The following is a 24,639-nucleotide window of genomic DNA, read 5'->3' on the forward strand; positions in this document are numbered from 1 at the left end:
TACAGCAAAAATGATTATCACGGTCATAAAATTTTTTCGTCAATTTGATTAAAATAGTTTATCCTGCTATTCGCGAACAGTAATCCTCATCCCTCAAAATTCAGCATAAAGCACAGAAATTAGGTATGGAAAAACTGCTGGCATATGCCCGATTGGTGAGAGCTTTCCATCAATGGGGATGAAAAAACTCCCCACTGATGGAAGTTTCACTTTATTAAAAAGCAATCTTCTTCTATCATAGAGAATGGACAAATTGTTATTTCAATAGTCAAAGGAGTATTTCATAATGAATACATCACAAAAAATGAAGCCGATTACTCCTTCTTATGATCCATGGGAAGCGTATATGGACCTTGAAGAGTATGGCAAATTATTATTAACAAACGTTGAGTTTACAACTACAACGTTATGCAATATGCGCTGTGAACATTGTGCTGTTGGTTATACATTACAGCCAAAAGATCCGAATCCACTTCCGCTTGATTTGTTATTACAACGATTAGATGAAGTTCCCCATCTACGTTCTTTAAGTATTACAGGCGGCGAACCAATGCTTTCAAAAAAATCCGTTGATAACTATGTAACACCGCTCTTAAAATATGCTCACGAACGAGGCGTTCGTACACAGATTAACTCTAACCTAACTATAGATTTAGCTCGTTATGAACAAATTATTCCTTACTTAGATGTTCTTCATATTTCCCATAACTGGGGAACTATTGATGATTTTGTTGAGGGCGGATTTGCCATGATGGAACGCAAACCATCATATGAACAACGTGCCAAACTATTTGAACGTATGATTTCAAATAGTAAAGCATTATCAGAAGCGGGTGTTCTTGTTTCTGCTGAAACAATGCTAAATAAACGTACCCTTCCACACATTGAACATATTCACCGTCAAATTGTTGAAGAGATGGGCTGCAAACGTCATGAGGTACATCCGATGTATCCAAGTGATTTTGCGAGCAATCTTGAAATTTTAACGAAAGATGAAATTCGCAGTGCAATTTCACATCTTCTTGATATTCGTGATGAAAATGTATGGATGTTATTTGGAACATTGCCCTTCTATGCATGTAGCAATGACGAACGTGATTTAGAAGTATTCAAAAAGCTACATACAAGTAAAAACGTCACAGTACGCAATGACCCAGACGGTCGTTCTCGCTTAAATGTAAATATTTTTGACGGTAATATTATCGTTACAGATTTCGGTGACATTCCATTGCTTGGAAACGTCCAAACGAACACATTGCAAGAAGCTTATGACAAGTGGAGCTCTTCACAAACAGCAAAAGAATTAAGCTGTCATTGTCCAGCTGTAAAATGCCTTGGACCAAATATTCTTGTGAAAAATAGTTATTATTCAACAGAAGACTTCTTAACAAAACAAGCAAATCTCTCTATATAAGTGAAAAAAAGCCAGCGCAATATGCACTGGCTTTTTTTCCTTTATTCACCGGCAGTAAGACCCCACCTCAAGATTCAGAGAGAAACAAAGAAGATAGGTGGGGAATAACTGCCCGTAAAAGCCCGATTGGTGAGAGCTTTCCATCAGTGAAAGATGAAGAACCCCCACTGATGGAAGTTTCACTTTATTTTGGGGTAGGAGACGAAATAAACTTAAATGAAATATGATCTTGAATTGGTATGGAAGCTCCAATTCCTTGTGATGTTATATTTTTTATCATAAGTTTTCGCTGATTTCCTTTTAAGACAAGATATACTTCTCCAAATGTTACTTTTCCTTTTTCATTAACTGCTGGCGTATATGCATATAAGTATCCAAGTTGTTTCGGACTAATATTGTATACTCGTTCATGCTCGGTTCCATAGCCAATAATTGTTTTAAACGAAAGAGGTAAGCGTACTTTTTCCATTGCTTTTAGTAGCATCATCTTCTTTACATCTTCCGCATCTTTAATGTAAGAAGTGAGTCCACCTTCCACAATTTTTTGTGCTTCTTGCTTATAACGAAGTGAATAAAACCCCTGTCCACCACGATTATCATGGAAATTCCGATTCACTTGTCGATATTCCCAATTCATCGTTGTTTCAGTTGATTCATAATTTAAAGGCCATTGTCCTAAATAAATTTTAGCCCGGTATCCAACTGCAAGCGGCGCATTAGAAATAGACGTTTCATTAAACATTCGAATTAGGTCCGGATTTTCAATTACTATTGGCGATGTTTCAAGCAATGTTTTTGCTAGTTCGCTCGGTTGTAAGCGCGGCAAATCTTGTGTTGGATTTGGATACGTATTTTCTTTTGAAATGTTTAAAACAGACGGTGGAATTTTCACATTCAGTTCTGTCTTTGCAAAGCTACTACAAGGAAATAAAAAGATAAACGAGAACATGATGATGAGACAAATACTGGACACTCGTTTCATCCGTAAAGCTCCTTCCTAATGGGACTATACGGTTATATTCTTTTCCGCACTCCTCGTTGTTATCCAAACTTTTTATCAAAAAATAGGAAAAAAAACCCACTTCAAGATCTAAAAGTGATAAGTGATAGAAGTTTTTATAATAAATAAAAACCGATACCCATAATGAGATACGCTGCAAGTAATGTTAAACCTTCAAACCAATTCGTATCGCCATCATTTGATATAGCAATTGTCAAAAATACAGCTGTAATCATTGCCACTAATTCCGGGAAAGTGAATATAAGAGGCATTTCCACTGCAAAAAACATAGAACTAATGACAAGTACAGGCGCAACAAACATTGCAATTTGTAATGTTGATCCAACTGCAATTTCAACTGCAATATTAACCTTATTTTTGTAGGCCATGAGAATAGCCGATGCATGCTCTGCTGCATTTCCAACAATGGCCACAATAATAACCCCAATAAATAATTCACTCCAGCCAAATGCTTTTGCAACTGTTTCAAACGTATGTACAAGCGCCTCTGATACATAGCCAACCGCTACTGTTGCAAGTGCTAAAATAAGCAACGCTCTTCCTTTTGACCATTCTGGCTCTTCGTCATGTTGTTCTATTATTTCTTCTTTAGGCTGATATACTCCTCGATGCGTGACAAGTTTAAAATACAATGCAGCTAAATATAAAATAATCATAATGATTGAAACGCCAATACTAAGTTGGAATGTTTTTCCCATGTTCATTTTCATTGAAAATATTTCTGGAATAACAAATGCAACAACAACCGCAAAAATTAATAGGGCTGAATTATGTCTTGCATCATATACATTAAAGCTTTGACGTTTATACTTTAGACCACCTACAAAAAATGAAAGGCCGCCCACTAGCAATAGGTTACCGAGAACAGAACCTGTTAACGAAGCGAGCACTACTTCTATTAACCCAGCCTGCAATGCAAAAATAGAAATAATAAGCTCAACTGCATTACCAAATGTTGCATTTAACAAGCCACCGATACGCGGTCCTGACAAAATCGCCAAACTTTCTGTCGCTCTCCCCATAAAACCAGCAAGCCCAATAATCGTAATACAATATACGGCAAACATAATTGTTTGTGGCCAGTGCATGACGTTACCAAGAATGGAAAACGGCACACCAATAACTACAACGAATAAAAAGATTTTATTAAACATCCTTTTCATCCTTCCAATTTTCATCAATTACCCTTTGTTTTATCATTATTCTTCTAACTTACCCAACTTTCATGAAAATTACGTTTAAAAAAGGTCATTGAAGAAAAAGTAAGAGCAAGCAAAGAATTTTTCATCACGTAAAAACCTGTTAATTCAACTAATAATAAGTGCGAGACAATAGAAAGGGGCATAAACAAATGCATATAAAAGAAAAAATAGCAAATATCATTCAAAATCAAAAAACAGGTGTACTGGCAACACTTCGTGACAACAAACCACATAGCTGCTTTATGATATTTTTTCATGAAGATTTCGTATTGTACGCTGCAACGGATCGTCATTCAAAAAAGATAACAGATATAGAACAAAATCCAAACGTTCATATCTTACTTGGGAAAGAAGGAAAGAACTGGGATGAAGAGTATATTGAGGTAGAAGGAATCGCTTCTATTGAAGAAGACAATACATTAAAAAATAAATTCTGGACAAACAGCTTGAAACGTTGGTTACTTGGTCCTGAAGATCCAAATTACGTTTTAATAAAAATTAATCCTGAAACAATTTATTACATTGATAGTGTTGGTACAACGCAACCAGAATTTTTACGCCTATAGCAAAAAGAAACGAGATCTCACGAAATATGAGGTCTCGTTTTGTCGAAAAGTTCTTTTCCAAAAAAATTGAAAAAGCTGGAACTTTCTAAAGATTCTGTTATATAATAGCATTAACTTAAATAAACTGTATTAAAACAGATTGAAAGGGGAAATAAAACATGATGAAAAGAGAAGAACGGAAAAACATGATTGAATTTATTGAAAAGAAAAAAGGGATTGAACGCGAAGAACTTATGTATATGACAGATGACGAGGTAGAACATATTTATAACGTGACGTACTTCTTATATGAGGAGATTGCAGAATAATAAAAAAGACCATTCCCTAACAGGAATGGTCTTTTTTTATGTAAAATAATAGATGATCGGAGGAATTCATATGAGCTCATGGTTATTATTCGCATTACTATCAGCAATCACGGCAGCACTTGTATCTATCTTTGGAAAAATAGGACTAGAAGGAATTGATTCGAACGTTGCAACGACAATCCGTTCAATCATTATGGCCTTATTTATGATCGGCGTTATTATCATCCAAGGAAAATTCCAAAATATCGGAGAAGTATTAGTAAATAAGAAAGCATTATTATTTATCACACTTAGCGGTGTAGCAGGGGCTTCTTCTTGGCTCTTTTACTTTCTCGCCTTAAAAACAGGAAAGGTTTCACAAGTAGCGCCTGTTGATAAATTAAGCGTGGTCTTTTCGATTATCCTCGCTATGATTATTCTTGGTGAAAAATTAAATTTCATGACTGGTATCGGTGTTCTCTTTATTACAACAGGCGTTCTTTTTATTGCTTTTAGTTAATGAAGTGAAACTTCCATCAGTGACGCTTTTCTCACTGATGGTGAGTTGAACCAATCGGGCGCATGCCAGCAGTTATCCCCCACCTTTCTTCTTCGCTTTTCTCTGCATCTTGAGGTGGGGGTCTTACTGCCCGCGAATAGCGGGATAAAAAAACCGCTATATACATTAGCGGTTTTTCTTAGCTTTTGTATTCTTATATATGTATAAACAATCAAGGCGATGACAATTGAAATAATAAAAATCCAAAATCCATATCGATGTAAATTGTACTCTACCTCTCTCCACTTTTCTCCTAATTTCCATCCAAGCCCAATAAATACACTCACCCAAATCAAAGCACCGCCATACGCATATAAGCAAAACTTACCCCATTTTAAGTTGGACATTCCTGCAAAATATGCAGTTAGATGTCTGACACCAGGTAAAAAATAGCCAATCATTAGTAAAAAAGGACCATACTTCCCAAATAAAATATGAGTCCTCTCAATTTGTGCTTCTTTAATTCCCACTTTAGAACCATATTTTTTTAGTACAGGAAGTCCTAGCTTTAAACCGAGCATATAACTTAATGTAATCCCAAGTATAGACCCAGCCATACTGCTCATGAAAGCCTCTGTACCTGACATATATCCCCTTGAAATATTATATCCGACAAATGTAAGTAAAAATTCATCTGGTATCGGTAATCCAACGATTCCTCCAGCAAGTGCAATAATAATTCCATAATAACCATAGTGTGCGATTAATTCACCAATATGTTGTTCCATTCGCACGACACATCCAATACGTTATCGTTATTCCACATTGTACCCTCTCTATCAATGAAGCAAACATGGCATACATATTCACTATACATTGTTTTTATAACGAACTCTACATGTAATGTTACAACTTAATGTAGAATATTATATTCGCATTAAGTTATTAGGAACATCTAATGTTGTTTCACAACTGAAAGGAAATTGAAAAAGAACTGAAACTTTTCGCATTAAAATTCAATCATACTTAAAAAATGAAAGGAAAATGAAATTTTCCAAAAGAAAATCTTTGTTAAAATAAAAAGTATAAATACAAAAAAATGTTGACACATAGAGGAAAATGTATTTTTTCAAGATATAGTGGGGGAAAAAAATGAGACTAGAAAAACAATTAATAAAAAAGATATATTATGAAACATTCCTAATGGAGAATGAAACACATCCACCTCTTCAAGTACTTGGAGAAGCTTATTTAAACGAACAAAAAAATGAATTTTCCGATGGATCTTATATTCGTTTTGCACAAGGTGAATTTTATTATCACTATCAAGATTTTGAATCAGCTATTTTTAAATGGGAGAAAGTCAATAATGAATTAGCACCATGGGCACAAAAAAATATTGCGGATGCTTACTTCGAACTTAACCAATTATCAGTTGCTGAAAATGTTTATACCTCCATTACTACTGATAACAAAATACTTATGACTGAAATTGCACTGCAATTACTTTCTCTTTACATCGAGCAAAATAAACTTGATTCAGCTTTCGCTGTTATTAAAGAAGCGGTTTCTTTAAATCCCGATTATCCAAACGTCACAACAATTGCACGTACCTTTTATGAAGAACAGCAAGATTTTGGCAGTGCAGTAGAGCTTGCTGTGAATGAGTTAATTCGAACAGAATCTTTTCCATGGTTTGAAGTTCTAAAAGAATATATTGATAAAGGGCTTACTAAAGCCATTTCACCAGATTATTTTTATGAAGTATTAGTTACATTAAATAATGTAGACCAAGTACAATTTACGCAAATTGTTTCATCGCTTTGGCACAGCTATAAAAATGAACAAACTTATTTATTATGGCTTAAAACAATAAATGAATTTTTCTTACATATCGAAATACATTCGTCCGATATATGGGACAAAATTTCTTCTCTTTACGAAGAAACGTACTTTGAATTAATTCAAGGTCAATATATGCTGAGACACTTACACGATATCATTCCGAATCTTTTAACAAATTGGTTAAAGGTAGCCAATCCGTCTCAGTCTGTATTTCCATCTTCAGCAGTATTGGCATGGGATGAGATTTTCCCTTCCCAAATAGATTCAGCAGATGTAAAACATGCAGAAAATACCCTATCATATTCTACCAATTACACAGATGGATTAGAGTATAGCTTACATCTTTTTGAATCTATTACACAGTGGGCACAAAGAAATGATTTAGAAATAGGCCATCGATTTAGATGGTTAGTTGGCGAGCTTACAGATTTAAAAACAAATCGCCTTTTAATCACAGGAACTTCAGGAAACGGAAAATCTTCATTTATTAACTCTATACTGGGAGAAAATATATTAGAAGACTCCAGCTCAAATGTAATTGTCTTTAAAAATGATGCTCATACAGAAATTAACGCCGTAACAGATTCAGCAATTACAACGACTGAGAATTTCTCTGATTTCCATAACATGTTGTCTATGCACCGCCAAACATATAGAGATAGAGCATGTGTTGAATTTAAATTACCATGCAGATTTTTAAGTAAAAATAAACTTACATTCGTTGTTACACCTAGCTTTAGCAGGAACAACGATAGCAGAAATGAAACACTTGAATATTTACATTCAGTAGACGAATTATTATTCGTATTGAATGCGGATTCACCTTTTACTGACAAAGAACGTGACATTCTATTAGGTATTCAAGAACATGCACCAAATCTACAAATTCATTTCTTATTAAATAAAATTGATAATATTTACAGTGAAGCAGAAGCAAAAAGAGTTATACATGATACGCAAGCGAGAATAAACACATATTTCCCGTATGCGAGAGTTTTCCCTTATTCTTCGTTATATACAAATAGTCAACAAGTGAACGATTTAACTGAGTTTATTCATTTTAACTTTAACCATAAAAATATCGATGCAGAACGTACTGAAAAGCTATTATTTTTCATTCGAAAAACAATTACACATCTTTTGGATAAACGAATCGAGATGGAAAACAACCTAGTGGATTCTATTAGTTGGAATGAAGATATTTTAGTTAGACTAAATGGTTTTATTAATAACCTTACTGCTTTTGAGAAGGAAAAAATTCAGTTTATTACAGAATCATATCGTAAAATGAAAAACGAAATTACTCATGATCTTACAGAACATATTCCGAAACTATTGCAAAGTTGTTCTGATTTAATTAGCGAAGAGAGTGATTTTGGACACATTGATATTGAACTAAATACAGCGATGAACGAAAGGGTTCAAAAATATCTAGAACAAACTGTATTACCTAATCTTGCTCTCTCTATGAAAAATTGGATTGAAGCTTCTAATAACGAGTTCCTTCAAAGTCAAACGTACTTAGAAGAAATCAGTGAAGGACTTAATTCTTTATGTGGAGAAAATCGAATACAGTTAGAATGTGACTTTAAGGTGCTCGATGATTGGCGCAGAGATACTGATAGAATGACAACTAGAATACAAATGGAAGAAGTGAATATCTTACGCCGCTTTACACCAGCACAATTTTTACTGAAAAGTGCCGGTAAATTATTTGGAGTTCTTCCTAAAAACAGAGCAATGCTATATAACAAATACACACAGTATATAGAAAATGAAGATTATACCGATGTAACAGCTTCTATTATGAAGAAATTTTTCTTGCAGTTTGAGCTATTTGAAAACGCACTAGAGCGAGATATTACTATGTTCTTTAGAAATCCATTTGGTGCGTTGAAACAAGCTGTAGAAAGCACTCATTTAGAAATACAAGAAAAACAAAATACACTGCATAAAATGAAATCGAATCCTGAAGTTTATCATGATCCTATAACGCTCTTTGAATTGAGATTATGTCAGTATGAAATAATCTTAAATATAGGTGAGGATAATTCCTATCCAGATTCAACTTTAGAAACAGAAATAGATGAACTATCCACCTTTTAACTTTCTCATATTGTAGTAAATAAGAACCAAAAAAGCAGCCAATATTGGCTGCTTTTTATACTAAACTTTATGTGAATATAAAAAAGGATTAATCTTCTTTAATCCTTTTTTACATCCCAAATCACATCATCAACCTTTGCTTCCACACGAATTTGCTGAATAAATTGTTGTCTTTCGTTTTCGTTACGAATCAGTTTATGTATATACCGCCGCTCACTCAACAAATTCCGATAATGCTCTTCTGTATAAATTACATCTCGGCATTTTACATCTTCATATATGACTTTGAACCAATCATGCCCTTTTAACTTTTCAATATGACGAGCAAATCTTCTTTGCTTTCGCTTCTCTCGTCCTTCTATGCTTTCTAACGCTTGTTCTACAATTTCCTCTGCTATACCTTCTCCTACAACTTTTACAATTCCAACTGTTCCGCGAGCGATAACCTTTGTAGCATCTGCTGCCGCCTCTCCTAGTGCAATTGCTCCTCGTACAACCCCAGCGAGAATGTGACCAATAATATCTTCCATATCCATTCTCCTTCTAATCTACTATGTGCATCCGTTCAAAAGGATAATATATTGCAACCAAACTTCCTAATACATCATCTTTATCAATAAGTCCTAGCCCGTTACGACTATCTCGGCTCACTAATCGATTATCCCCCATCACAAAGATTTTATTTTTTGGAATTATCATCGGACCAAAATCCTCAGTTAAATTTATCATAAGTTGTTTTGCTTGCTTCTTATTTTTTTCCAAATATGATTCCTTTTGCAATTGACTATTTATATACAACTGATCATTTTTCATTTCAATTGTATCTCCAGGTAAACCGATAATACGCTTCACATAAAAATTATCTGTTTTTATCACAATTACATCACCATGGTTATAGCTATCAACTTTCCTTGCTAACTTATTTATAATGACTTTATCTCCTTCATAAAGTGTAGGCTGCATTGAAGCTCCTTGCACCGTCGTCGGAAAAAATACAAATACTTTCATAAAAAAAGCAATCATGCATGCAATCGCAAATACTTCAATCCATTCCCGAAAGCGGCTTTTCTGTCTCATGCTTATCTCCTTTATCCCTCTATGTACATATATTATAAAATATTTTTGTAAATATATTCTATATTATCAGTAAATTATCCACGCCATTTATAGAATGGAATCTAACATTCTATATATAAAAAATGAAAGAAGAACTGCTCAAGAGCAGTTCTTCCTTCATTTTCTATACATGTGGCAATTATTCCTACGTCAACTTCGTAATAATCTCCTTATGCTGATGATATTTTCTTAAACGTTCATCGTTAGCACCTGATTAGTTCAACAATTACATTCCAACATAAATAATACACATTTGCGCTCCAACATATGTTGCCCAAACCCAAAGAGGATCATATTTTATATTTCTTCCCCCGATATCAGTAATTCCAATAATAAAGTCGGAAATGACAAACAGCAAACCACCAAGCGCTGGAATCCACCATATTCCACCGTAAGAATATGCAAGTCCAAATGCAAAGCACGCCATTCCACCAACCCAAAGCCCGTATACAAGTGCTCCTATTGTAAATAGCTTATCTCGCTTATTATTTCTAATAAAAAAGAACCAACCGATAATTAAAAATAACCCATATCCTACTAAGCCAAACCATAATCCTGTCCATGCAATACCTGTTTCTAAAAAAGCTGTAACATACAAGCAATGTGCAATAGCAAATGTGACCATCCCACCAATTAAACGGTTACCAAATGGAATTAAGCCTGCCATAAATAAATCGCCAATTGTTGACAAAATCATACCTATTGCAACCCATTGCCGATAAGGTGTCGCAGGGTCTTGCACCCACATCCATATTGCAGCTCCAGTTAATGAAAAGCTTAGGAGTAAACGTACAAATAAAGGTAATGGTTCGTTTTTCTTTGTTTGTTTTGATTGCCTTATTGCATAAATTGTACCGAATAGAAACAAAGTTACTTGCCCAATCAGCAGTACGTACATTTCATTCATATTTTTCTCCTTGATGAATTAATATTTCTATGTTATTCGATATAAAAATGTCATTTTCCTTCCTTCTGTCTACAAGTTTCAACAAAAAATAAGTGTTTTTCTGTTACTCCATCACTTTTTGAAAAAGATCCATTTCATATTTCCTGGCCTTACATATAGAAAAGAGGCTCTTAATGAGCCTCTTCACGCTGATTTTGTATTTGCTCCGTTTTTTCACTATAGGTGTACGATTCACCACAATGATTCCCGTTGCTACACATGCCAATCCAAACAATACGAAAGAATGAATCGCTTCACCTAAAATTAAGCTTGATAATATTACACCAAACACTGGAATGAAGAACATGTACATCGATACTTTTCCAACTTTGTTGTATTTCATCACTGTATTCCAAATACAAAATCCCGCTGCTGATAAGAAAGATAAGTATAGTAGCATAAGCAACGTTTGCATATGGAATGTAAATGGTGTGAACCCAACTTGTAAAATCCCAATGAATAATAAACCTAAAGAACCAATAATCATTTGATATGCAGTCATATAGCCTACATCCATGGTTTTACTGCCTTCTTTCGCCAATATGTTACCGTATGAGTACAGCATTGCTGCACCTAATAATAACAATTCACCAATACCAAAGTGAAAATCCATATTTCCTTTTGGAATATTTACAAGGATTACACCGCAAAACCCGATTGATACCCCAACGATTTTTCTCATATTTAATGAATCATCTTTATATAGAAAATGTGCTAATAAAATTTGAAAGAATGAAGATGTTCCAGAGATAACTGCTCCTTCAATCCCAGTGCTATAACTCAAGCCAATATAAAAACAAATATATTGTAAAAACGTTTGAAACAAACCAATCTGAACAAGTTGCTTCGCTGTACCTTTTTGGAAAGATACATTTTTTCCTAATACTTTTAAAAAGAATAAGAGCATTACTCCCGCTAAGAGAAATCGGTAACCTGCAAATAAAATTTGTTCACCTACTTCATGAGGTTGAATGTCTAACTGTACATAACTTAATTTAATAAATGGAAACGCACTGCCCCATAGAAAAGTTGCACTTAATGCCGCTACAAATACGCCGAGCGGATGTGTAAAAATTTTTTCTGTCTTCACGTGATGTCCTCCTTTCCGTACTTTTTACGAACAATATTCATATATAACAAAGCGAACTCAAAAACACAAGTATTTTCACTTCTAATCAGTGAATAAAAAATCTTTCTCTATGTGGAAACATATGTTACAATTTAGAATAATAATAAAGTGAATAACTACACAGAATGTGTTTTCTAAGAAATGCTGCTATCCGTATGGATGGCAGCTTTCGTCGTTTTATAAGGGTTTCGATGATGATTATTTTTCTCAATAGAAAGGAGTAAAAAGCTATGAATTCACAAGTAAAAGTATTATCAAAACAAACAACAACGCCAACTTCTCCATCCTGGTTGGAAACATTCCAAAAACATTATGAACTCATTTTTGCGATTACATCTGGAATTTTTATTTTGGCAGGTTGGTTACTAACAAAGAATGATATTACAACAGCTGCAACCATATTTTACGTATTAGCTTATGTAATTGGAGGTTATGCCAAAGCAAAAGAAGGGATTGAAGACACAATTGCAGAAAAAGAGCTGAACGTCGAAATGCTCATGATTTTTGCGGCTATCGGCTCAGCCATTATCGGCTACTGGACAGAAGGTGCCATATTAATTTTTATCTTCGCTTTAAGCGGAGCTATGGAAGCTTACACGCTGGATAAAAGTCAAAAAGAAATTTCAGCACTGCTCGACTTACAACCTGAAGAAGCACTGCGCATCTCTCGCGGAGTAGAAGAACGTATTTCAGTCCAGCAGCTGCATGATTGGTGACATCATTTTAATTAAGCCAGGTGAACGTATTCCTGCTGACGGTGTAATTCACACTGGCGAAACAAATATTGATGAAGCTGCCATTTCAGGTGAACCAATTCCAAATGAAAAGAGACCAGGCGACGAAGTATTCGCGGGAACGGTTAACTTGCGCGGTGCCATTGAAGTGGAAATCACAAAACATAGCGATCAAACATTGTTCCAAAAAATTATTCGTCTCGTGCAAAATGCACAAAGTGAAAAATCTCCTTCACAACTTTTTATTGAAAAATTTGAAGGAACATATGTGAAAGGAGTACTTCTTGTTGTAGGGCTCATGATGTTTGTTCCTCACTATGCTCTTGACTGGAGCTGGAATGAAACATTTTACCGTGCAATGATTCTACTCGTTGTTGCTTCTCCCTGTGCGCTCGTTGCAGCCATTACACCAGCTACGTTATCGGCGATTTCAAACGGTGCAAGGCATGGCATCTTATTTAAAGGCGGTGTTCATTTAGAAAGACTCGCTTCATTAAAAGCCATTGCCTTCGATAAAACAGGTACATTAACACAAGGAAAACCAACAGTAACAGATGTATATACGCGTGATGGAGTATCTGAAAAAGAGTTATTGTACATTACAGCATCTATTGAAAGTCATTCTACACATCCTCTAGCAGAATCAATTGTTAAATATGCAAAACACGCATATGATATTACATTAACAAAACCAGAAAACGTAGAAGATGTAACCGGATTTGGCTTGAAAGGAATACTGCAAAACAAAGCTTATAAAATCGGGAAAGCTGATTTTATCGATGCAGAAGCAACATTATTCCATAACGGCGTTTCAACACATTTAGAACAAGAAGGAAAAACTGTTGTATATATAGGCGATGAGAAAGGTATTCTTGGTATTATCGCCTTGAAAGATACATTGCGCCAAGAAACAATTGCAGCAATTCACGAGCTTCAAAGCCTTGGTATCGAAGCGATTATGATTACAGGCGATAATGAACAAACGGCAAAAACCATCGCTGCTGAAAGTAATATTAAAGAGTATTATGCATCTTGCTTACCAGAAACAAAAGTGGAAGCAATAAAAGAATTGAAAAAGAAATATGGTACAGTGGCAATGGTCGGTGATGGCATTAATGATGCTCCTGCATTAGCCACAGCAAGTATTGGAGTTGCGATGGGAGAAGGAACTGATGTTGCTTTAGAAACTGCAGATGTTGTCTTGATGAAAAATGAACTTTCTCGCTTAGCACAAGCAATTCGCTTATCAAAACGAATGAATCGTATTGTAAAGCAAAACGTTACCTTTTCGTTGACAGTAATTATGCTGCTCATCTGTTCAAACTTCCTACAATTTTTAGCACTCCCATTAGGTGTCATCGGTCATGAAGGAAGTACCATTCTTGTTATTTTAAATGGGTTACGATTATTAAAAGCAAATAATTAAAAGGGTTCCGATATGGAACCCCTTTTTTAATGATAACCGTTATGTCCGTTTGCACTGCTGCTCGTTTTATGTTTTGGCTGTGAGCTGCTGTGTTGTTTACGTTGGTTTTTATCGTTTTTGCTATTGCCAGTTTTATTTTGACCCATGAATAATCCCCCTATTCCCTTTTAGTATGGAACAGAAGGTTACTTTTGATTACGGGAATTATTGTCACTCGTTCGATAATAATTCAAAAGTGCGTTAATTTCTCCACCAAGCAAAATCACCCAGCCAGTTAAATAAAACCATAATATTAAAATAATAATAGCACCGAGGCTACCGTATGTATTAGAATAATTTCCAAAGTTATCAACATAGAATGCAAATGAATACGATGCCACAATCCATCCGATTGTAGCAAATAATGCTCCTGTTATCACTTCTCTTCTTTTTACATGACGATTTGGGGCAAATTTATACAAAAAGCAAAATAAACCAAATAATACGAGAAAACTTAATAGTAATCGAACAATACTCCAAACAAACGAAAATTCATGAGATAAGCCTAGAACTTTAAAAATCGCTGATCCAATTAATTGTCCAAATACAGGTAAAATTAAAGCAAAAACAATCATAAAAATCATTGCTAATGTTAATACAACTGACAATGCTCTTGTTGTTATATATGAACGTGTTTCATTAATATCATAGGCACGGTTAAATGCCTTCATCACAGCATTTACACCATTCGAAGCAAAATATAACATTGCAAGTAAACCAAACGATAATAACCCACCATTTTGTTCACTTACTATTGTATCTACATTTGTTTCAATTAAACTCAGTACATCTTCAGGAGCATAATTCTGTAAAAAGGCTAATACATCTTCCGTCTGAATTGGAATATATCCAAGAAGCGTTATTAAAAAAACAAGTGCTGGAAAAATAGAAAGCAAGAAGAAATAGGCAAGCTGTGCTGATAAGCCTGCCACATCATCTCGCATTGTTCGATCATATAAGTCTTTCCCAAATGTGAAAACATGATGAGTTCTTGCTTTTTGTAAAAATGTTTTCATCTTTTTTAAACACTTTTCTTTTCTTCTTGATTTTGTTCTAGTTCAATAAACGCTTCTGACTTCTTCTCTTCTACAATAGATTCCTTCGTACCGCTATCTTCTGCTACAATCAGTTCTTCTTCCGTCTTTAACTCTTCTGTTGGTACAACCGCTTGAATTTCAATTGTTTCTGGTTTCTCTTTCGCATTATTCTTCTTCTTGTTAAAAATATCTTTCGTCTCTTTTAATGTTTCAACAACAGCTGGCGTTAATTTTTTAATTTCTGCCACTTTTGCTTTTACAACATTAAAGTCAGCAATTTCGCGCCCTTTATCTGTAACTGTTTGCATCTTTTCTTTTAGCTTTGCATTTTCACCAATTTCAATCATTTTTGTTTTCGCTTTTCCTGCCGTATACTTCACTTTCTCACGATTTTCTTTCTTTAACATAGAAACCGCCACACCTGCTGCCACACCGATTGCAATGTTTCTTACAAGATTTCCCTTCTTTTCCATATTCCTTCACCCTTTCATCTATTTTGTTAGAAAGTTATCTCACTCTAACGGACAATGAATCCTAAAGGTGATAGCCTTGAGGTACCTCCCCATAAGAGCTCGATTGGTTTAACTAACCATAAGTAGCGATGCTCACCAATGGAAGTTTCACATTATACTTTCTGAACTAACATCCTTATATTCCTTGCTCATTTCGAATGAACGCTAACAATTTTGCACATCCTTCTGTTACAAGGTCATATACTTCTTGAAAGTTCCCTGTAAAATATGGATCCGGAACATCTGTCCAGCCACCGTCTGGAACAAAATCGGATAGTCTGCCAATATAGCCGCCTGCTTTTCCTAAAGCCTTTAAGTCGTCTAAGTTTTTATTGTCCATTGCAATTATGTAATCAAACTTTGTTAAGTCTTCTTTTTCTACTTGACGTGCTTTAATTCCTTCAAAGGACACTTCATTTTCTGTTAAAATTTTTTGTGTTCCATGGTGAGGCGGGTGACCGATATGCCAATCTCCAGTTCCAGCCGAATCAACAGTAATCGTTTGTTCTAATCTTTCTTTTTTTACAAGTTCACGAAAAATTGCTTCTGCCATCGGCGAACGACAAATATTTCCTAAACAAACAAATAAAACTCGAACCATATTTGTTTCTTCCCTTCATGATGCATTTGTTATATTTAGTATAAACAATCAACAATTACTTATAAAGGAAATAGGTACTAATTTAATACGAGTTCAAACTTCCGTTAACGAAAATGATAAAAAATGTTAAGATAAGTCTATGTTACTTTAAAAGGGGGCACTTTCGTGGATTTATCTGTAAAAACACAAGAAAACGTTGAATATATGGTAGAAGCAATTAAAGAAAAATTACGCATGGTAAACGCCGGAGCAATGAGAGCTTCAAATTTCAATGAAGATATGTATGAAGATTTACGTGACATTTATGAACACGTTATGAAACGCGAAACATTTAGCATCAGTGAGATGCAAGCTATTACAGAAGAATTAGGCTCATTAATTAAAAAATAAAATAAAAAGGCAATGAGGAGCATCCTCATTGCCTTTTTTATCCCGCATTAACGGGCAGTAAGACCCCCACCTCAAGATTTAGAGAGAAGCGAGGAAGATAGGTGGGGGACAACTGTCCGTAAAAGCCCGATTGGTTCAACTAACCATCAGTGGGGGGATGAAAAAACCCCACTGATGGAAGTTTCACTTTATCTCGCTATTCGCGGGCAGTAGGCCTCCCACTTATGGAAGTTTCACTTCATATCAGTCATTATCCTTGCATTTCCTTTTTAATTCTATCCGTTAAGTCTGCCATACGCTTACGGCTTTCTTCACGCTCACGTTTGTTTTGCTCTTCAATTTGTTTTGTTTCTTGAACACCTTTAGAGATAATGTTCCAAGTCTCTTCAAGAGTTTCCATCTTAATACTTGAAGAACCCGCCAATTTTGCTACTTCTACACTTTGCGTCGCGATATTTTGTGCATTTCTCTTCAATAGCTCGTTTGTGCGGCGGTCAAGTTCTGCCATTGAATCAGCAACAAGCTTTTGACGTTTTGCATTTACGGCTTGAATAATACCATTTTTAAAAATAGGAATTGTCGTAATAAACGCTGTATTAATTTTCCCTATTAACTTGTTGTTACCACGTTGAATCATACGAATTTGCGGTGCTGTTAATAGTGCAACCATACGCGCTTTTTCTAAATCGTCAATGCGTTGCTCTAAAATCTCTACAGAGTTTTTTAATGATTCCAGCTCGATTCCTGCAAGTTGATCATTGTTACGAACGCGCTCTTCATACATTGGAACTAATTCTGTTTGCAGACGCTCAAGTAGCATTTCACCCGCAACAACGTATTTCTCTAAATCTAAATAGTATTTTAAGTTTTGATCATACAAACCATCTAACGTACCGATTGAGCGCTTCATTTCATCTTGATATTTCGTGATTTCCACGTATACTTTATCCATTTCGCGTCCCATCGTTTGATACTTATTAAAGATTTGTTCAATCATTTGATTTCCTTTTTTAAATAAGCGAGAGAAAAAACCGCCTTTTTCTTCAACGAAATCCTTACTGTCAAACTTGTCCATAATTTTCCCAAGCTGTTTTAATAGCTCACCGGAATCTTCTACCTTAGATAATGTCATCGTCTGTAAAATTTGATCAGCAAATCGAGAAATTTCTACAGATGGCTCTTTTCCTAGCTCAATTAATTCCAATTGATCTTTTATATCCACCGCATTATAGATGCGCTGTACTTCAGGATCTTGTCTTAACTGCAGGCGAATATCTTGTGATGTTTGCTCGTTTAATTCTGTTGTTTTTGAATCTAATACAATCGGATTCATATATGGATCTTCCTTCCTTTATAAAAATGGACGAAATAGCCCTTTTAAAGTATTTGATAAATTTTTATAGGCCGATGGGCCGTGAAACTCTACATCAAAACTCACTTCTTCTAACCAATGTGAGTCAAAAGCTCCCGCTTCAATGTACTGCTCAATATCATTACGTCCTGTCGGATTAAAATGTAAAACATCTACACCAATGTGATTTAAAAAGAGCATTAATACCGCATCGGAACGCGTAAGCTCTCCACTTTTTTCATTGTTAAATATGACTATTTTTGGTACTTCTTGCGAATAGTCAAATTTCTCAAGCTGTTCAAGTATGTTCGGCGGAATTTGTGAAAGCTGCGCAAACACATATAAAGCAGCATCTTGCTCTGTCTCTGTTCCCATTCTCTTGTAAAGCTTACTTTCACATGTATGAATAATCGCTTCAGCAATGCCGTATTGTAATCCTTCTGGCAAGCGTTTATGCGGCCACCAATGACTTTGAATGATTTTCTGTGCATTAAGCTTTCCAGAACGATCTAATGCGTCGCGATAATGAAATTGAAAATTGGCTTTCTGTTCTTTCGTAAACGGAAATTGATTTATTAATATACTGTTTTCATACGATGTTAACATTTTCAATCTTTGAAAATATTCTTTCTCATTTTTAGAAACACCGGACACTTTTGCGAATAACGATGGAATATAAATATGTTGATTTTCTACAAAGAATGTTGGTCTTATAAATGCCTTCTCTTTCGTAAGGATAAACAGTTCATCATATGTTGTCTTTAATGTACGCGCAACTGGCGTATATGCTCGAAATTGCCACGGTTTATATAAGAGTGAATTATCATGATGAAGCACTTGCTCAATTTCTTTCGACGCTTGATATGCAACTGTTGCAACGCGCTCCCGCTTTTTATCTGGAAATGGTTCAAGTGAAATCCGGCTCGGATGCGAAATTACAAATGTTCGACTTTCTTCATCGACCTGTTCAAATCCATCTTTTCCTTCTGGATGATAATACAATACATCACATCCGAGCATAATAAGAAAGTATAAAAAGTAAATTTGACTTTCTGACGCATCACCATACCATATAATTTGGGGCATTTGTACTTTGTAATCCTTTTGTGAAAACCATTTTGAAACGTAATTTTCACTTAGCTTAATCATATCAATTAAGAAACGGCGGAAACCTTCTGTTTTTAATGATTGATTGTGCTGTTTTTCGTACAGCTTTAAAATTGAAATAAAAGTTGTATGTATGTAGTGTTGTATATCTGGATGGTCAACTTCAGGCAACAAACGTTTTCCCGATAAATGGGCAACGAGACGATTTACAGTTAAACCGTTTGGTGCTTGTTGATGTAATGAAAAAACTTCTTGAATATCACGAAGCTTCTCTGAAGGAATGACTTTATTTAAATTTTGTTCATGAAGCACAGTGATATTCTCATTTTGACTATAATCAAATAACTGGTTATAGTATCCATCCACATCATTCGGTACACCAAGAATGCGGCATCCGACATAGCTAAAATGTATATCATTCTCTGTCAATTCATAATGTGGGCGCTTTGCTAAACCCATTTCAAATTGTTTAAATGCTTCTTCCCCGTCCAATAGCTGTGGGTGAAATATAAAACGTGAAAACACACTCGTTCACCTCCAAACGAAACGTTTATAAAAAATGGGCGCCCATGTAAAGAGCAAGCCCATTTAGTCTATTAACCTATTAATCTTCTTTCTTAGAAGCCGCCACCTCTTCACGAGTTTGGCGAGATGTTTTCATATTATGCACAATAAATGTAGCACCAAATGCAACAACTAAAATCGTAAAGAACATCCAATGCGGCATTTCAATATGAAATACAGAAAGGAACATTTTTACAGCAATAATTGCAATTAATATATATGCTGTCGTTTCAAGCTCTGGAATACGTTCTAGTAATCTTAAAAATACACCTGCAATACCGCGCATCATTAAAATACCAAGCATTCCGCCAAGAAGCAGAATCCATACTTCATTTGAAACACCAAATGCCGCAAGAACGCTATCTACAGAGAACGCGATATCCATTAGTTCGACCATTACAACTGTTCCCCAGAACATGCCAAACATTCTAAATAGAATGCTATCTTGCTTCATACCATGAGCTTCTTCGTCTTCTTCATTTCCTTTAGATTTATCAATGAAGTGTTTCAAAGAAAGCCATGCAAGGTAAAGAGCTCCAAGTACTTTTACCCATGCTAATTTAATTAAGTACATACCAATTCCGATGGCAAGAAAACGAAATACATACGCACCAATAAGTCCGTAAAATAAAGCTTTTTTACGCTTTTCTGCTGGAAGGTGTTTTACCATAACCGCTAATACAAGTGCGTTATCAGCAGATAACAATCCTTCCAAAACAACAAGCGTACCAATTAATCCCCAAGATACTGGATCTGTTAATACTTTTACCCACATATCCCAATCAAAGAACTGTGCATACGTATTAAGGATTCCATGTAAAATCTCCATATCGTTGTTGACTCCTATTCTCTTTATAAATTTCTAAAAAGCGGAAAAGAAGGAAACGAAAGTCGCTTCCTTCTTACGCATCCAAGCCGTACGCTCTTACAAGCGCACCTAGTCCACCTTGGAAGCCGCTTCCGACAGCATTAAACTTCCACTGTCCATTATGACGGTATAATTCACAAAAGACAACTGCTGTTTCAATGGAGAAATCTTCCCCTAAATCATAGCGAATCACTTCTTCATTTGTTTCTTCGTTGGCTAAACGAACAAAAGCATTGGCAACTTGTCCAAAGTTTTGACGGCGCCCCTCCGCATCATAAATCGTTACTGTAATGGCAATACGATGTACATCAGCCGGTACCTTACTTAGGTCAACAACTAATTGCTCATCATCACCTTCACCTTCTCCAGTTCGATTATCACCTGTATGTGTAACAGAACCACAAGGAGATTGTAAATTATTATAAAAGATAAAGTCTGTTTCCTTCGTACATTTACCATCTTGATTTAATAAGAAAGCCGATGCATCTAAATCATAATCAGATCCGCCGTCATATTGTTTAATATCCCAGCCAAGACCAATAATTGCTTTCGTAAGGCCTGGGCTTGTCTTACCTAAATCAATTTTTTGGCCTTTTTGTAACTGAATGACCATATCTATTCACCTCTATTTACACAGATTCTTTACTCTACATCTAAACCAAAGTTTTTACATAAAGCTGCTAATCCGCCTTGGAAGCCGCTTCCAATCGCATTGAACTTCCAGTCATTGTTATGGCGATATAATTCACCTACTACAACCGCTGTTTCAATTGAGAAGTCTTCACCTAAATCATAGCGAATTAGCTCTGTATTCTTCTCTTCATCTAAAATGCGTACAAAGGAGTTAGATACTTGTCCAAAATTTTGATGACGACCTTCTCCATCATAAATTGTAATCGTAAAACAAATGCGTTCAATATGCGCAGGAACATTTTTCAAATCTACCTTAATTGTTTCATCGTCTCCTGCACCGTCTCCTGTACGGTTATCCCCTAAATGCTGTACAGAACCATTCGCTCCAGTTGGATTGTTGTAGAAAACAAAATCTTCTCCTCCGCCAACTTTACCGTTTGCACCAACTAAGAAAATACTTACGTCTAAATCAAAATCAGCTTGTCCATCATATTTATTTGTATCCCAGCCAAGACCAACAATTACTTTTGAAAGACCTGGATTTGTTTTCGTTAAATCTACTTTTTGTCCTTTTTGTAATGAAATAGCTGCCATATATAGCGCCTCCTTAGAGATTATTGATAACGTGTTACAATTTCGCTTAAGTTTTTAGCTTGTGCTCCGTCTCCAATTGCAGAGAATTTCCATTCACCGTTATCACGATATATTTCACCAGTAATTAGCGTCGTCTTTCCGCCGTAGTTATCCGTTAAATTATAACGTACCAACTCTTCATGTGTTTGTGGATTTTGAATACGAATATACGCATTGCGAATCATTCCAAAGTCTTGACGACGATTCACACAATCATAAATATTTACAACAAATATTAAGCGGTTCACTCTAGATGGAACTTTTGAGAGTTCCACAAAGATCGTTTCATCGTCGCCCGCTCCTTCACCTGTTAAATTATCACCTGAATGAACAATACTTCCGCAAGAAGATAATTTATTTCCAAAATAAATAAGGTCATGTTTATTTAAAAAGCGATCATTTTCAAGCATAATTACAGATGCATCACAGTCAATATTTGGCTTACTTCCAAACAATGAAGATAAAAATCCACCTGATTTTTCCATCGGATCCCAACCTAAGCCAACTTGTAACTTTGTTAAACCAGGTTGTCCTTTCGTTAAGTCGATCTTCTGTCCTTTTTCTAAAATAATAGGCATGAAGTCTCTTCCTTTCTACAAATCACTTTCCACCTAGGAAAATATTGTATTCTTTCTTTATATTGTAGCATTTTTCATAGATTGAGAAAAAGAATAATTTATCAATTATACGAAAACACCCATTTGATTTCATCGTACTGATGTAAGAAACAGGAATTTATTGAACAATCTATGCACAATTTTTTTATTTAAACTTTCACATTGTAAGCGCTTTCTGTTATACTGATTATAGGTAGGATAGCACCGGTGGCTATCAAAGCATATGGCGAAGGCGGGGCCAATGCTGCGGGTGGGATAAAAGAGTTATCCTTCTCATTTATTATACAAACCTAATTTTCTAACAGCTCAAAATGTTGATTGACAAAGCTATGGTAGCAGCTATATACCTTATAAAAATTTAAAAAGAGTGAAATCCTTTTGTGTTTGGATTTCACTCTTTTTTCTTTTAAATTAAAATAAATCATTTGAACTACTTAATACGCCTTCCCCCAATACACCATATGCTTCGCGTCTTTCTCACAGCACACACATTGTTTCGCTAATTCCTCTTGTTCAAATGGCATACAACGTGATGTAACACCTACTTCTTCTTTCAACTTTTCTTCACAAGCAAGACTTCCGCACCACATCGCTTTAATAAACCCTTGTTTTTCTTCTGCTACTTGTTTCATTTCTTCAAAAGTAGTAGCTATATATGTTTTTTCTTCACGAAATACTTTTGCTTTTTCAAAAAGAGACTGCTGAATGTCATCAAGTAATGTTGTAATACGTTCTTCTAATTCGTTTATAGATACAAATTCTTTCTCTTTTGTATCACGGCGTACAAGGACAACTTGATTTTTTTCAATATCTTTCGGCCCTACTTCTAAGCGAATTGGTACTCCCTTCATCTCATATTCATTAAACTTCCAGCCTGGTGTTTTGTTGCTTGCATCCATTTTCACACGCGCTACTTTTTGAATACGGGTTTGAAGTTCAGCTGCTTTTTCTAATACCCCTTCTTTATGCTGCGCAATTGGTATAATCATCACTTGCGTTGGCGCAATTTTTGGTGGTAATACAAGCCCATTATTATCACTGTGTACCATAATAAGTGCACCAATCATTCTCGTTGTTACACCCCAAGATGTTTGATGTGCATACTGCCATTTCCCATTCCGATCTAAAAATTTAATATCAAATGCTTCTGTGAAGTTAGTGCCAAAATTATGTGATGTACCTGTTTGCAGTGCCTTACCATCATGCATTAAACTTTCGATTGTATAAGTCGCTTTAGCTCCTGCAAACTTTTCCTTCTCTGTTTTTTGTCCTTTTATAACTGGAATAGCTAAATGCTCTTCACAAAACGAAGCATATATATTTAAAATATTAAGCGTTTCTTGCTGTGATTCTTCCGCTGTTTCATGAATTGTATGACCTTCTTGCCATAAAAATTCAGTTGTGCGTAAGAACGGACGCGTTGTTTTTTCCCAACGTACAACTGAACACCATTGGTTATATAACTTTGGTAAATCATTATACGACTGAACAATTTTCGAGAAGTGCTCACAGAATAACGTTTCTGATGTTGGACGAACACAAAGACGCTCTGCTAATTCTTCACTTCCTCCATGTGTAACCCACGCTACTTCTGGTGCAAAACCTTCCACATGATCTTTCTCTTTTTGAAGTAAACTTTCTGGAATAAACATTGGCATATACACATTTTCATGCCCTGTTTCTTTTAATTTTCCGTCCATCACTTTTTGAATATTTTCCCAGATTGCATAACCATATGGACGTAAAATCATACATCCTTTTACACTTGAATAATCAACAAGCTCAGCTTTCTTTACAATATCGGTATACCACTGTGCGAAATCTTCTTCCATTTTTGTAATGGCTTGTACTTGTTCTTTTACCATCTACTTTTCCTCCTTCAAAAAAATAAAAAAAGCCCGTGTCCCTATAATAGGGACCGAGCTTTTGCCGGCGTTACCACCCTGATTCATATACAACATGTATATGCTCTCTTGTTTGATAACGGGAATTTCCC

General features: G+C 35.3%; 23 protein-coding genes, 2 pseudogenes and 1 other annotated feature (1 of these 26 cut by a window edge). Of the genes and pseudogenes, 8 read left to right on the forward strand and 17 right to left on the reverse strand.

Annotated features, from left to right (window positions below; all coding sequences use genetic code 11):
- Positions 1 to 286 precede the first annotated feature (286 nt).
- A complete protein-coding gene (yfkAB, locus tag ACEWFJ_RS22100; RefSeq protein WP_473689921.1) occupies positions 287 to 1,414 on the forward strand; it encodes a radical SAM/CxCxxxxC motif protein YfkAB in 1,128 nt (375 codons plus the stop codon).
- 184 nt (positions 1,415 to 1,598) lie between these two features.
- Here yfkAB and ACEWFJ_RS22105 read toward each other — a convergent pair whose 3' ends face one another.
- Positions 1,599 to 2,396, reverse strand: a complete 798-nt coding sequence (locus ACEWFJ_RS22105) for a YfkD family protein (RefSeq protein ID WP_473689922.1) — start codon at positions 2,394 to 2,396, stop codon at positions 1,599 to 1,601.
- Between the two features lie 134 nt (positions 2,397 to 2,530).
- Positions 2,531 to 3,589: a calcium/proton exchanger gene (cax, locus tag ACEWFJ_RS22110; RefSeq protein WP_473689923.1), complete on the reverse strand. Its 1,059-nt coding sequence runs from the start codon at positions 3,587 to 3,589 to the stop codon at positions 2,531 to 2,533.
- 197 nt (positions 3,590 to 3,786) lie between these two features.
- Here cax and ACEWFJ_RS22115 point away from each other — a divergent pair, with 197 nt between their 5' ends.
- From ACEWFJ_RS22115 to ACEWFJ_RS22125, 3 genes are all read left to right on the forward strand, one after another.
- Positions 3,787 to 4,203, forward strand: a complete 417-nt coding sequence (locus tag ACEWFJ_RS22115) for a pyridoxamine 5'-phosphate oxidase family protein (protein WP_098310886.1) — start codon at positions 3,787 to 3,789, stop codon at positions 4,201 to 4,203.
- 161 nt (positions 4,204 to 4,364) lie between these two features.
- Positions 4,365 to 4,511 carry a BH0509 family protein gene (locus ACEWFJ_RS22120; RefSeq protein WP_028411195.1) on the forward strand — a complete coding sequence of 49 codons (147 nt, stop codon included), beginning with the start codon at positions 4,365 to 4,367 and terminating at the stop codon, positions 4,509 to 4,511.
- Positions 4,512 to 4,581: 70 nt separating this feature from the next.
- Complete coding sequence (locus ACEWFJ_RS22125; protein ID WP_473689924.1) at positions 4,582 to 5,010, forward strand: EamA family transporter; 429 nt, start codon at positions 4,582 to 4,584, stop codon at positions 5,008 to 5,010.
- Positions 5,011 to 5,186: 176 nt separating this feature from the next.
- On the opposite strand, the pseudogene ACEWFJ_RS22130 reads toward ACEWFJ_RS22125, so the two are convergent.
- Positions 5,187 to 5,777 (reverse strand): annotated as a pseudogene (locus tag ACEWFJ_RS22130) (DedA family protein); the annotation flags it as partial.
- Between the two features lie 364 nt (positions 5,778 to 6,141).
- On the opposite strand from ACEWFJ_RS22130, the gene ACEWFJ_RS22135 reads away from it, so the two are divergent.
- Complete coding sequence (locus ACEWFJ_RS22135) at positions 6,142 to 8,940, forward strand: dynamin family protein (protein WP_473689926.1); 2,799 nt, start codon at positions 6,142 to 6,144, stop codon at positions 8,938 to 8,940.
- Between the two features lie 98 nt (positions 8,941 to 9,038).
- Here ACEWFJ_RS22135 and ACEWFJ_RS22140 read toward each other — a convergent pair whose 3' ends face one another.
- From ACEWFJ_RS22140 to ACEWFJ_RS22155, 4 genes and pseudogenes are all read right to left on the reverse strand, one after another.
- Positions 9,039 to 9,470: a hypothetical protein gene (locus ACEWFJ_RS22140; RefSeq protein WP_473689928.1), complete on the reverse strand. Its 432-nt coding sequence runs from the start codon at positions 9,468 to 9,470 to the stop codon at positions 9,039 to 9,041.
- 13 nt (positions 9,471 to 9,483) lie between these two features.
- Entirely contained in the window at positions 9,484 to 10,017 is a 534-nt protein-coding gene (lepB, locus tag ACEWFJ_RS22145; RefSeq protein ID WP_253628496.1) for a signal peptidase I, read from the reverse strand.
- 265 nt (positions 10,018 to 10,282) lie between these two features.
- Positions 10,283 to 10,963: a lysoplasmalogenase gene (locus tag ACEWFJ_RS22150; RefSeq protein ID WP_473689930.1), complete on the reverse strand. Its 681-nt coding sequence runs from the start codon at positions 10,961 to 10,963 to the stop codon at positions 10,283 to 10,285.
- 193 nt (positions 10,964 to 11,156) lie between these two features.
- Positions 11,157 to 12,092: pseudogene (locus ACEWFJ_RS22155) on the reverse strand (DMT family transporter); the annotation flags it as partial.
- Between the two features lie 269 nt (positions 12,093 to 12,361).
- Between ACEWFJ_RS22155 and ACEWFJ_RS22160 the strand changes: the two are divergent.
- Entirely contained in the window at positions 12,362 to 12,847 is a 486-nt protein-coding gene (locus ACEWFJ_RS22160) for a hypothetical protein (RefSeq protein ID WP_473689931.1), read from the forward strand.
- Positions 12,837 to 14,291 carry a heavy metal translocating P-type ATPase gene (locus tag ACEWFJ_RS22165; RefSeq protein WP_473689932.1) on the forward strand — a complete coding sequence of 485 codons (1,455 nt, stop codon included), beginning with the start codon at positions 12,837 to 12,839 and terminating at the stop codon, positions 14,289 to 14,291. Before ACEWFJ_RS22160 ends, ACEWFJ_RS22165 begins: the two co-directional genes overlap by 11 nt.
- A gap of 185 nt (positions 14,292 to 14,476) precedes the next feature.
- On the opposite strand, the gene ACEWFJ_RS22170 is transcribed toward ACEWFJ_RS22165, so the two are convergent.
- The 3 genes from ACEWFJ_RS22170 to ACEWFJ_RS22180 all read right to left on the reverse strand — a co-directional run bounded on the left by ACEWFJ_RS22170 (position 14,477) and on the right by ACEWFJ_RS22180 (position 16,480).
- Positions 14,477 to 15,346 (reverse strand): YihY/virulence factor BrkB family protein, encoded by an 870-nt coding sequence (locus ACEWFJ_RS22170; protein ID WP_473689934.1) that lies wholly within the window; start codon positions 15,344 to 15,346, stop codon positions 14,477 to 14,479.
- 5 nt (positions 15,347 to 15,351) lie between these two features.
- On the reverse strand, positions 15,352 to 15,840 hold the full coding sequence (locus ACEWFJ_RS22175; RefSeq protein ID WP_473689936.1) for a DUF4075 domain-containing protein: 489 nt from the start codon (positions 15,838 to 15,840) through the stop codon (positions 15,352 to 15,354).
- A gap of 175 nt (positions 15,841 to 16,015) precedes the next feature.
- A complete protein-coding gene (locus tag ACEWFJ_RS22180; protein WP_473689938.1) occupies positions 16,016 to 16,480 on the reverse strand; it encodes a low molecular weight protein-tyrosine-phosphatase in 465 nt (154 codons plus the stop codon).
- A 165-nt stretch (positions 16,481 to 16,645) separates the two neighbouring features.
- Here ACEWFJ_RS22180 and ACEWFJ_RS22185 point away from each other — a divergent pair, with 165 nt between their 5' ends.
- Entirely contained in the window at positions 16,646 to 16,870 is a 225-nt protein-coding gene (locus ACEWFJ_RS22185; protein WP_098311126.1) for a DUF1128 domain-containing protein, read from the forward strand.
- A gap of 250 nt (positions 16,871 to 17,120) precedes the next feature.
- Here ACEWFJ_RS22185 and ACEWFJ_RS22190 read toward each other — a convergent pair whose 3' ends face one another.
- From ACEWFJ_RS22190 to proS, 7 genes are all read right to left on the reverse strand, one after another.
- The gene (locus ACEWFJ_RS22190) at positions 17,121 to 18,203 is read right to left on the reverse strand and encodes a toxic anion resistance protein (RefSeq protein ID WP_098311127.1); all 1,083 of its coding nucleotides are present in this window, start codon (positions 18,201 to 18,203) and stop codon (positions 17,121 to 17,123) included.
- 18 nt (positions 18,204 to 18,221) lie between these two features.
- The gene (locus tag ACEWFJ_RS22195) at positions 18,222 to 19,853 is read right to left on the reverse strand and encodes a YceG family protein (RefSeq protein WP_473689940.1); all 1,632 of its coding nucleotides are present in this window, start codon (positions 19,851 to 19,853) and stop codon (positions 18,222 to 18,224) included.
- A gap of 79 nt (positions 19,854 to 19,932) precedes the next feature.
- Positions 19,933 to 20,721, reverse strand: coding sequence for a TerC family protein (locus ACEWFJ_RS22200; protein ID WP_429707805.1), 789 nt, complete (start codon positions 20,719 to 20,721; stop codon positions 19,933 to 19,935).
- Between the two features lie 73 nt (positions 20,722 to 20,794).
- The gene (locus ACEWFJ_RS22205; RefSeq protein ID WP_473689941.1) at positions 20,795 to 21,373 is read right to left on the reverse strand and encodes a TerD family protein; all 579 of its coding nucleotides are present in this window, start codon (positions 21,371 to 21,373) and stop codon (positions 20,795 to 20,797) included.
- A gap of 29 nt (positions 21,374 to 21,402) precedes the next feature.
- Positions 21,403 to 21,987, reverse strand: a complete 585-nt coding sequence (locus tag ACEWFJ_RS22210; protein ID WP_473689942.1) for a TerD family protein — start codon at positions 21,985 to 21,987, stop codon at positions 21,403 to 21,405.
- A gap of 20 nt (positions 21,988 to 22,007) precedes the next feature.
- Entirely contained in the window at positions 22,008 to 22,604 is a 597-nt protein-coding gene (locus tag ACEWFJ_RS22215) for a TerD family protein (protein ID WP_473689943.1), read from the reverse strand.
- A gap of 473 nt (positions 22,605 to 23,077) precedes the next feature.
- Positions 23,078 to 24,508, reverse strand: a complete 1,431-nt coding sequence (proS, locus tag ACEWFJ_RS22220) for a proline--tRNA ligase (protein WP_473689944.1) — start codon at positions 24,506 to 24,508, stop codon at positions 23,078 to 23,080.
- Between the two features lie 45 nt (positions 24,509 to 24,553).
- Positions 24,554 to 24,639: a binding site (T-box leader), on the reverse strand (it continues 118 nt past the right edge of the window).

It is taken from the genome of Bacillus sp. EA-CB0995 (assembly GCF_055814245.1).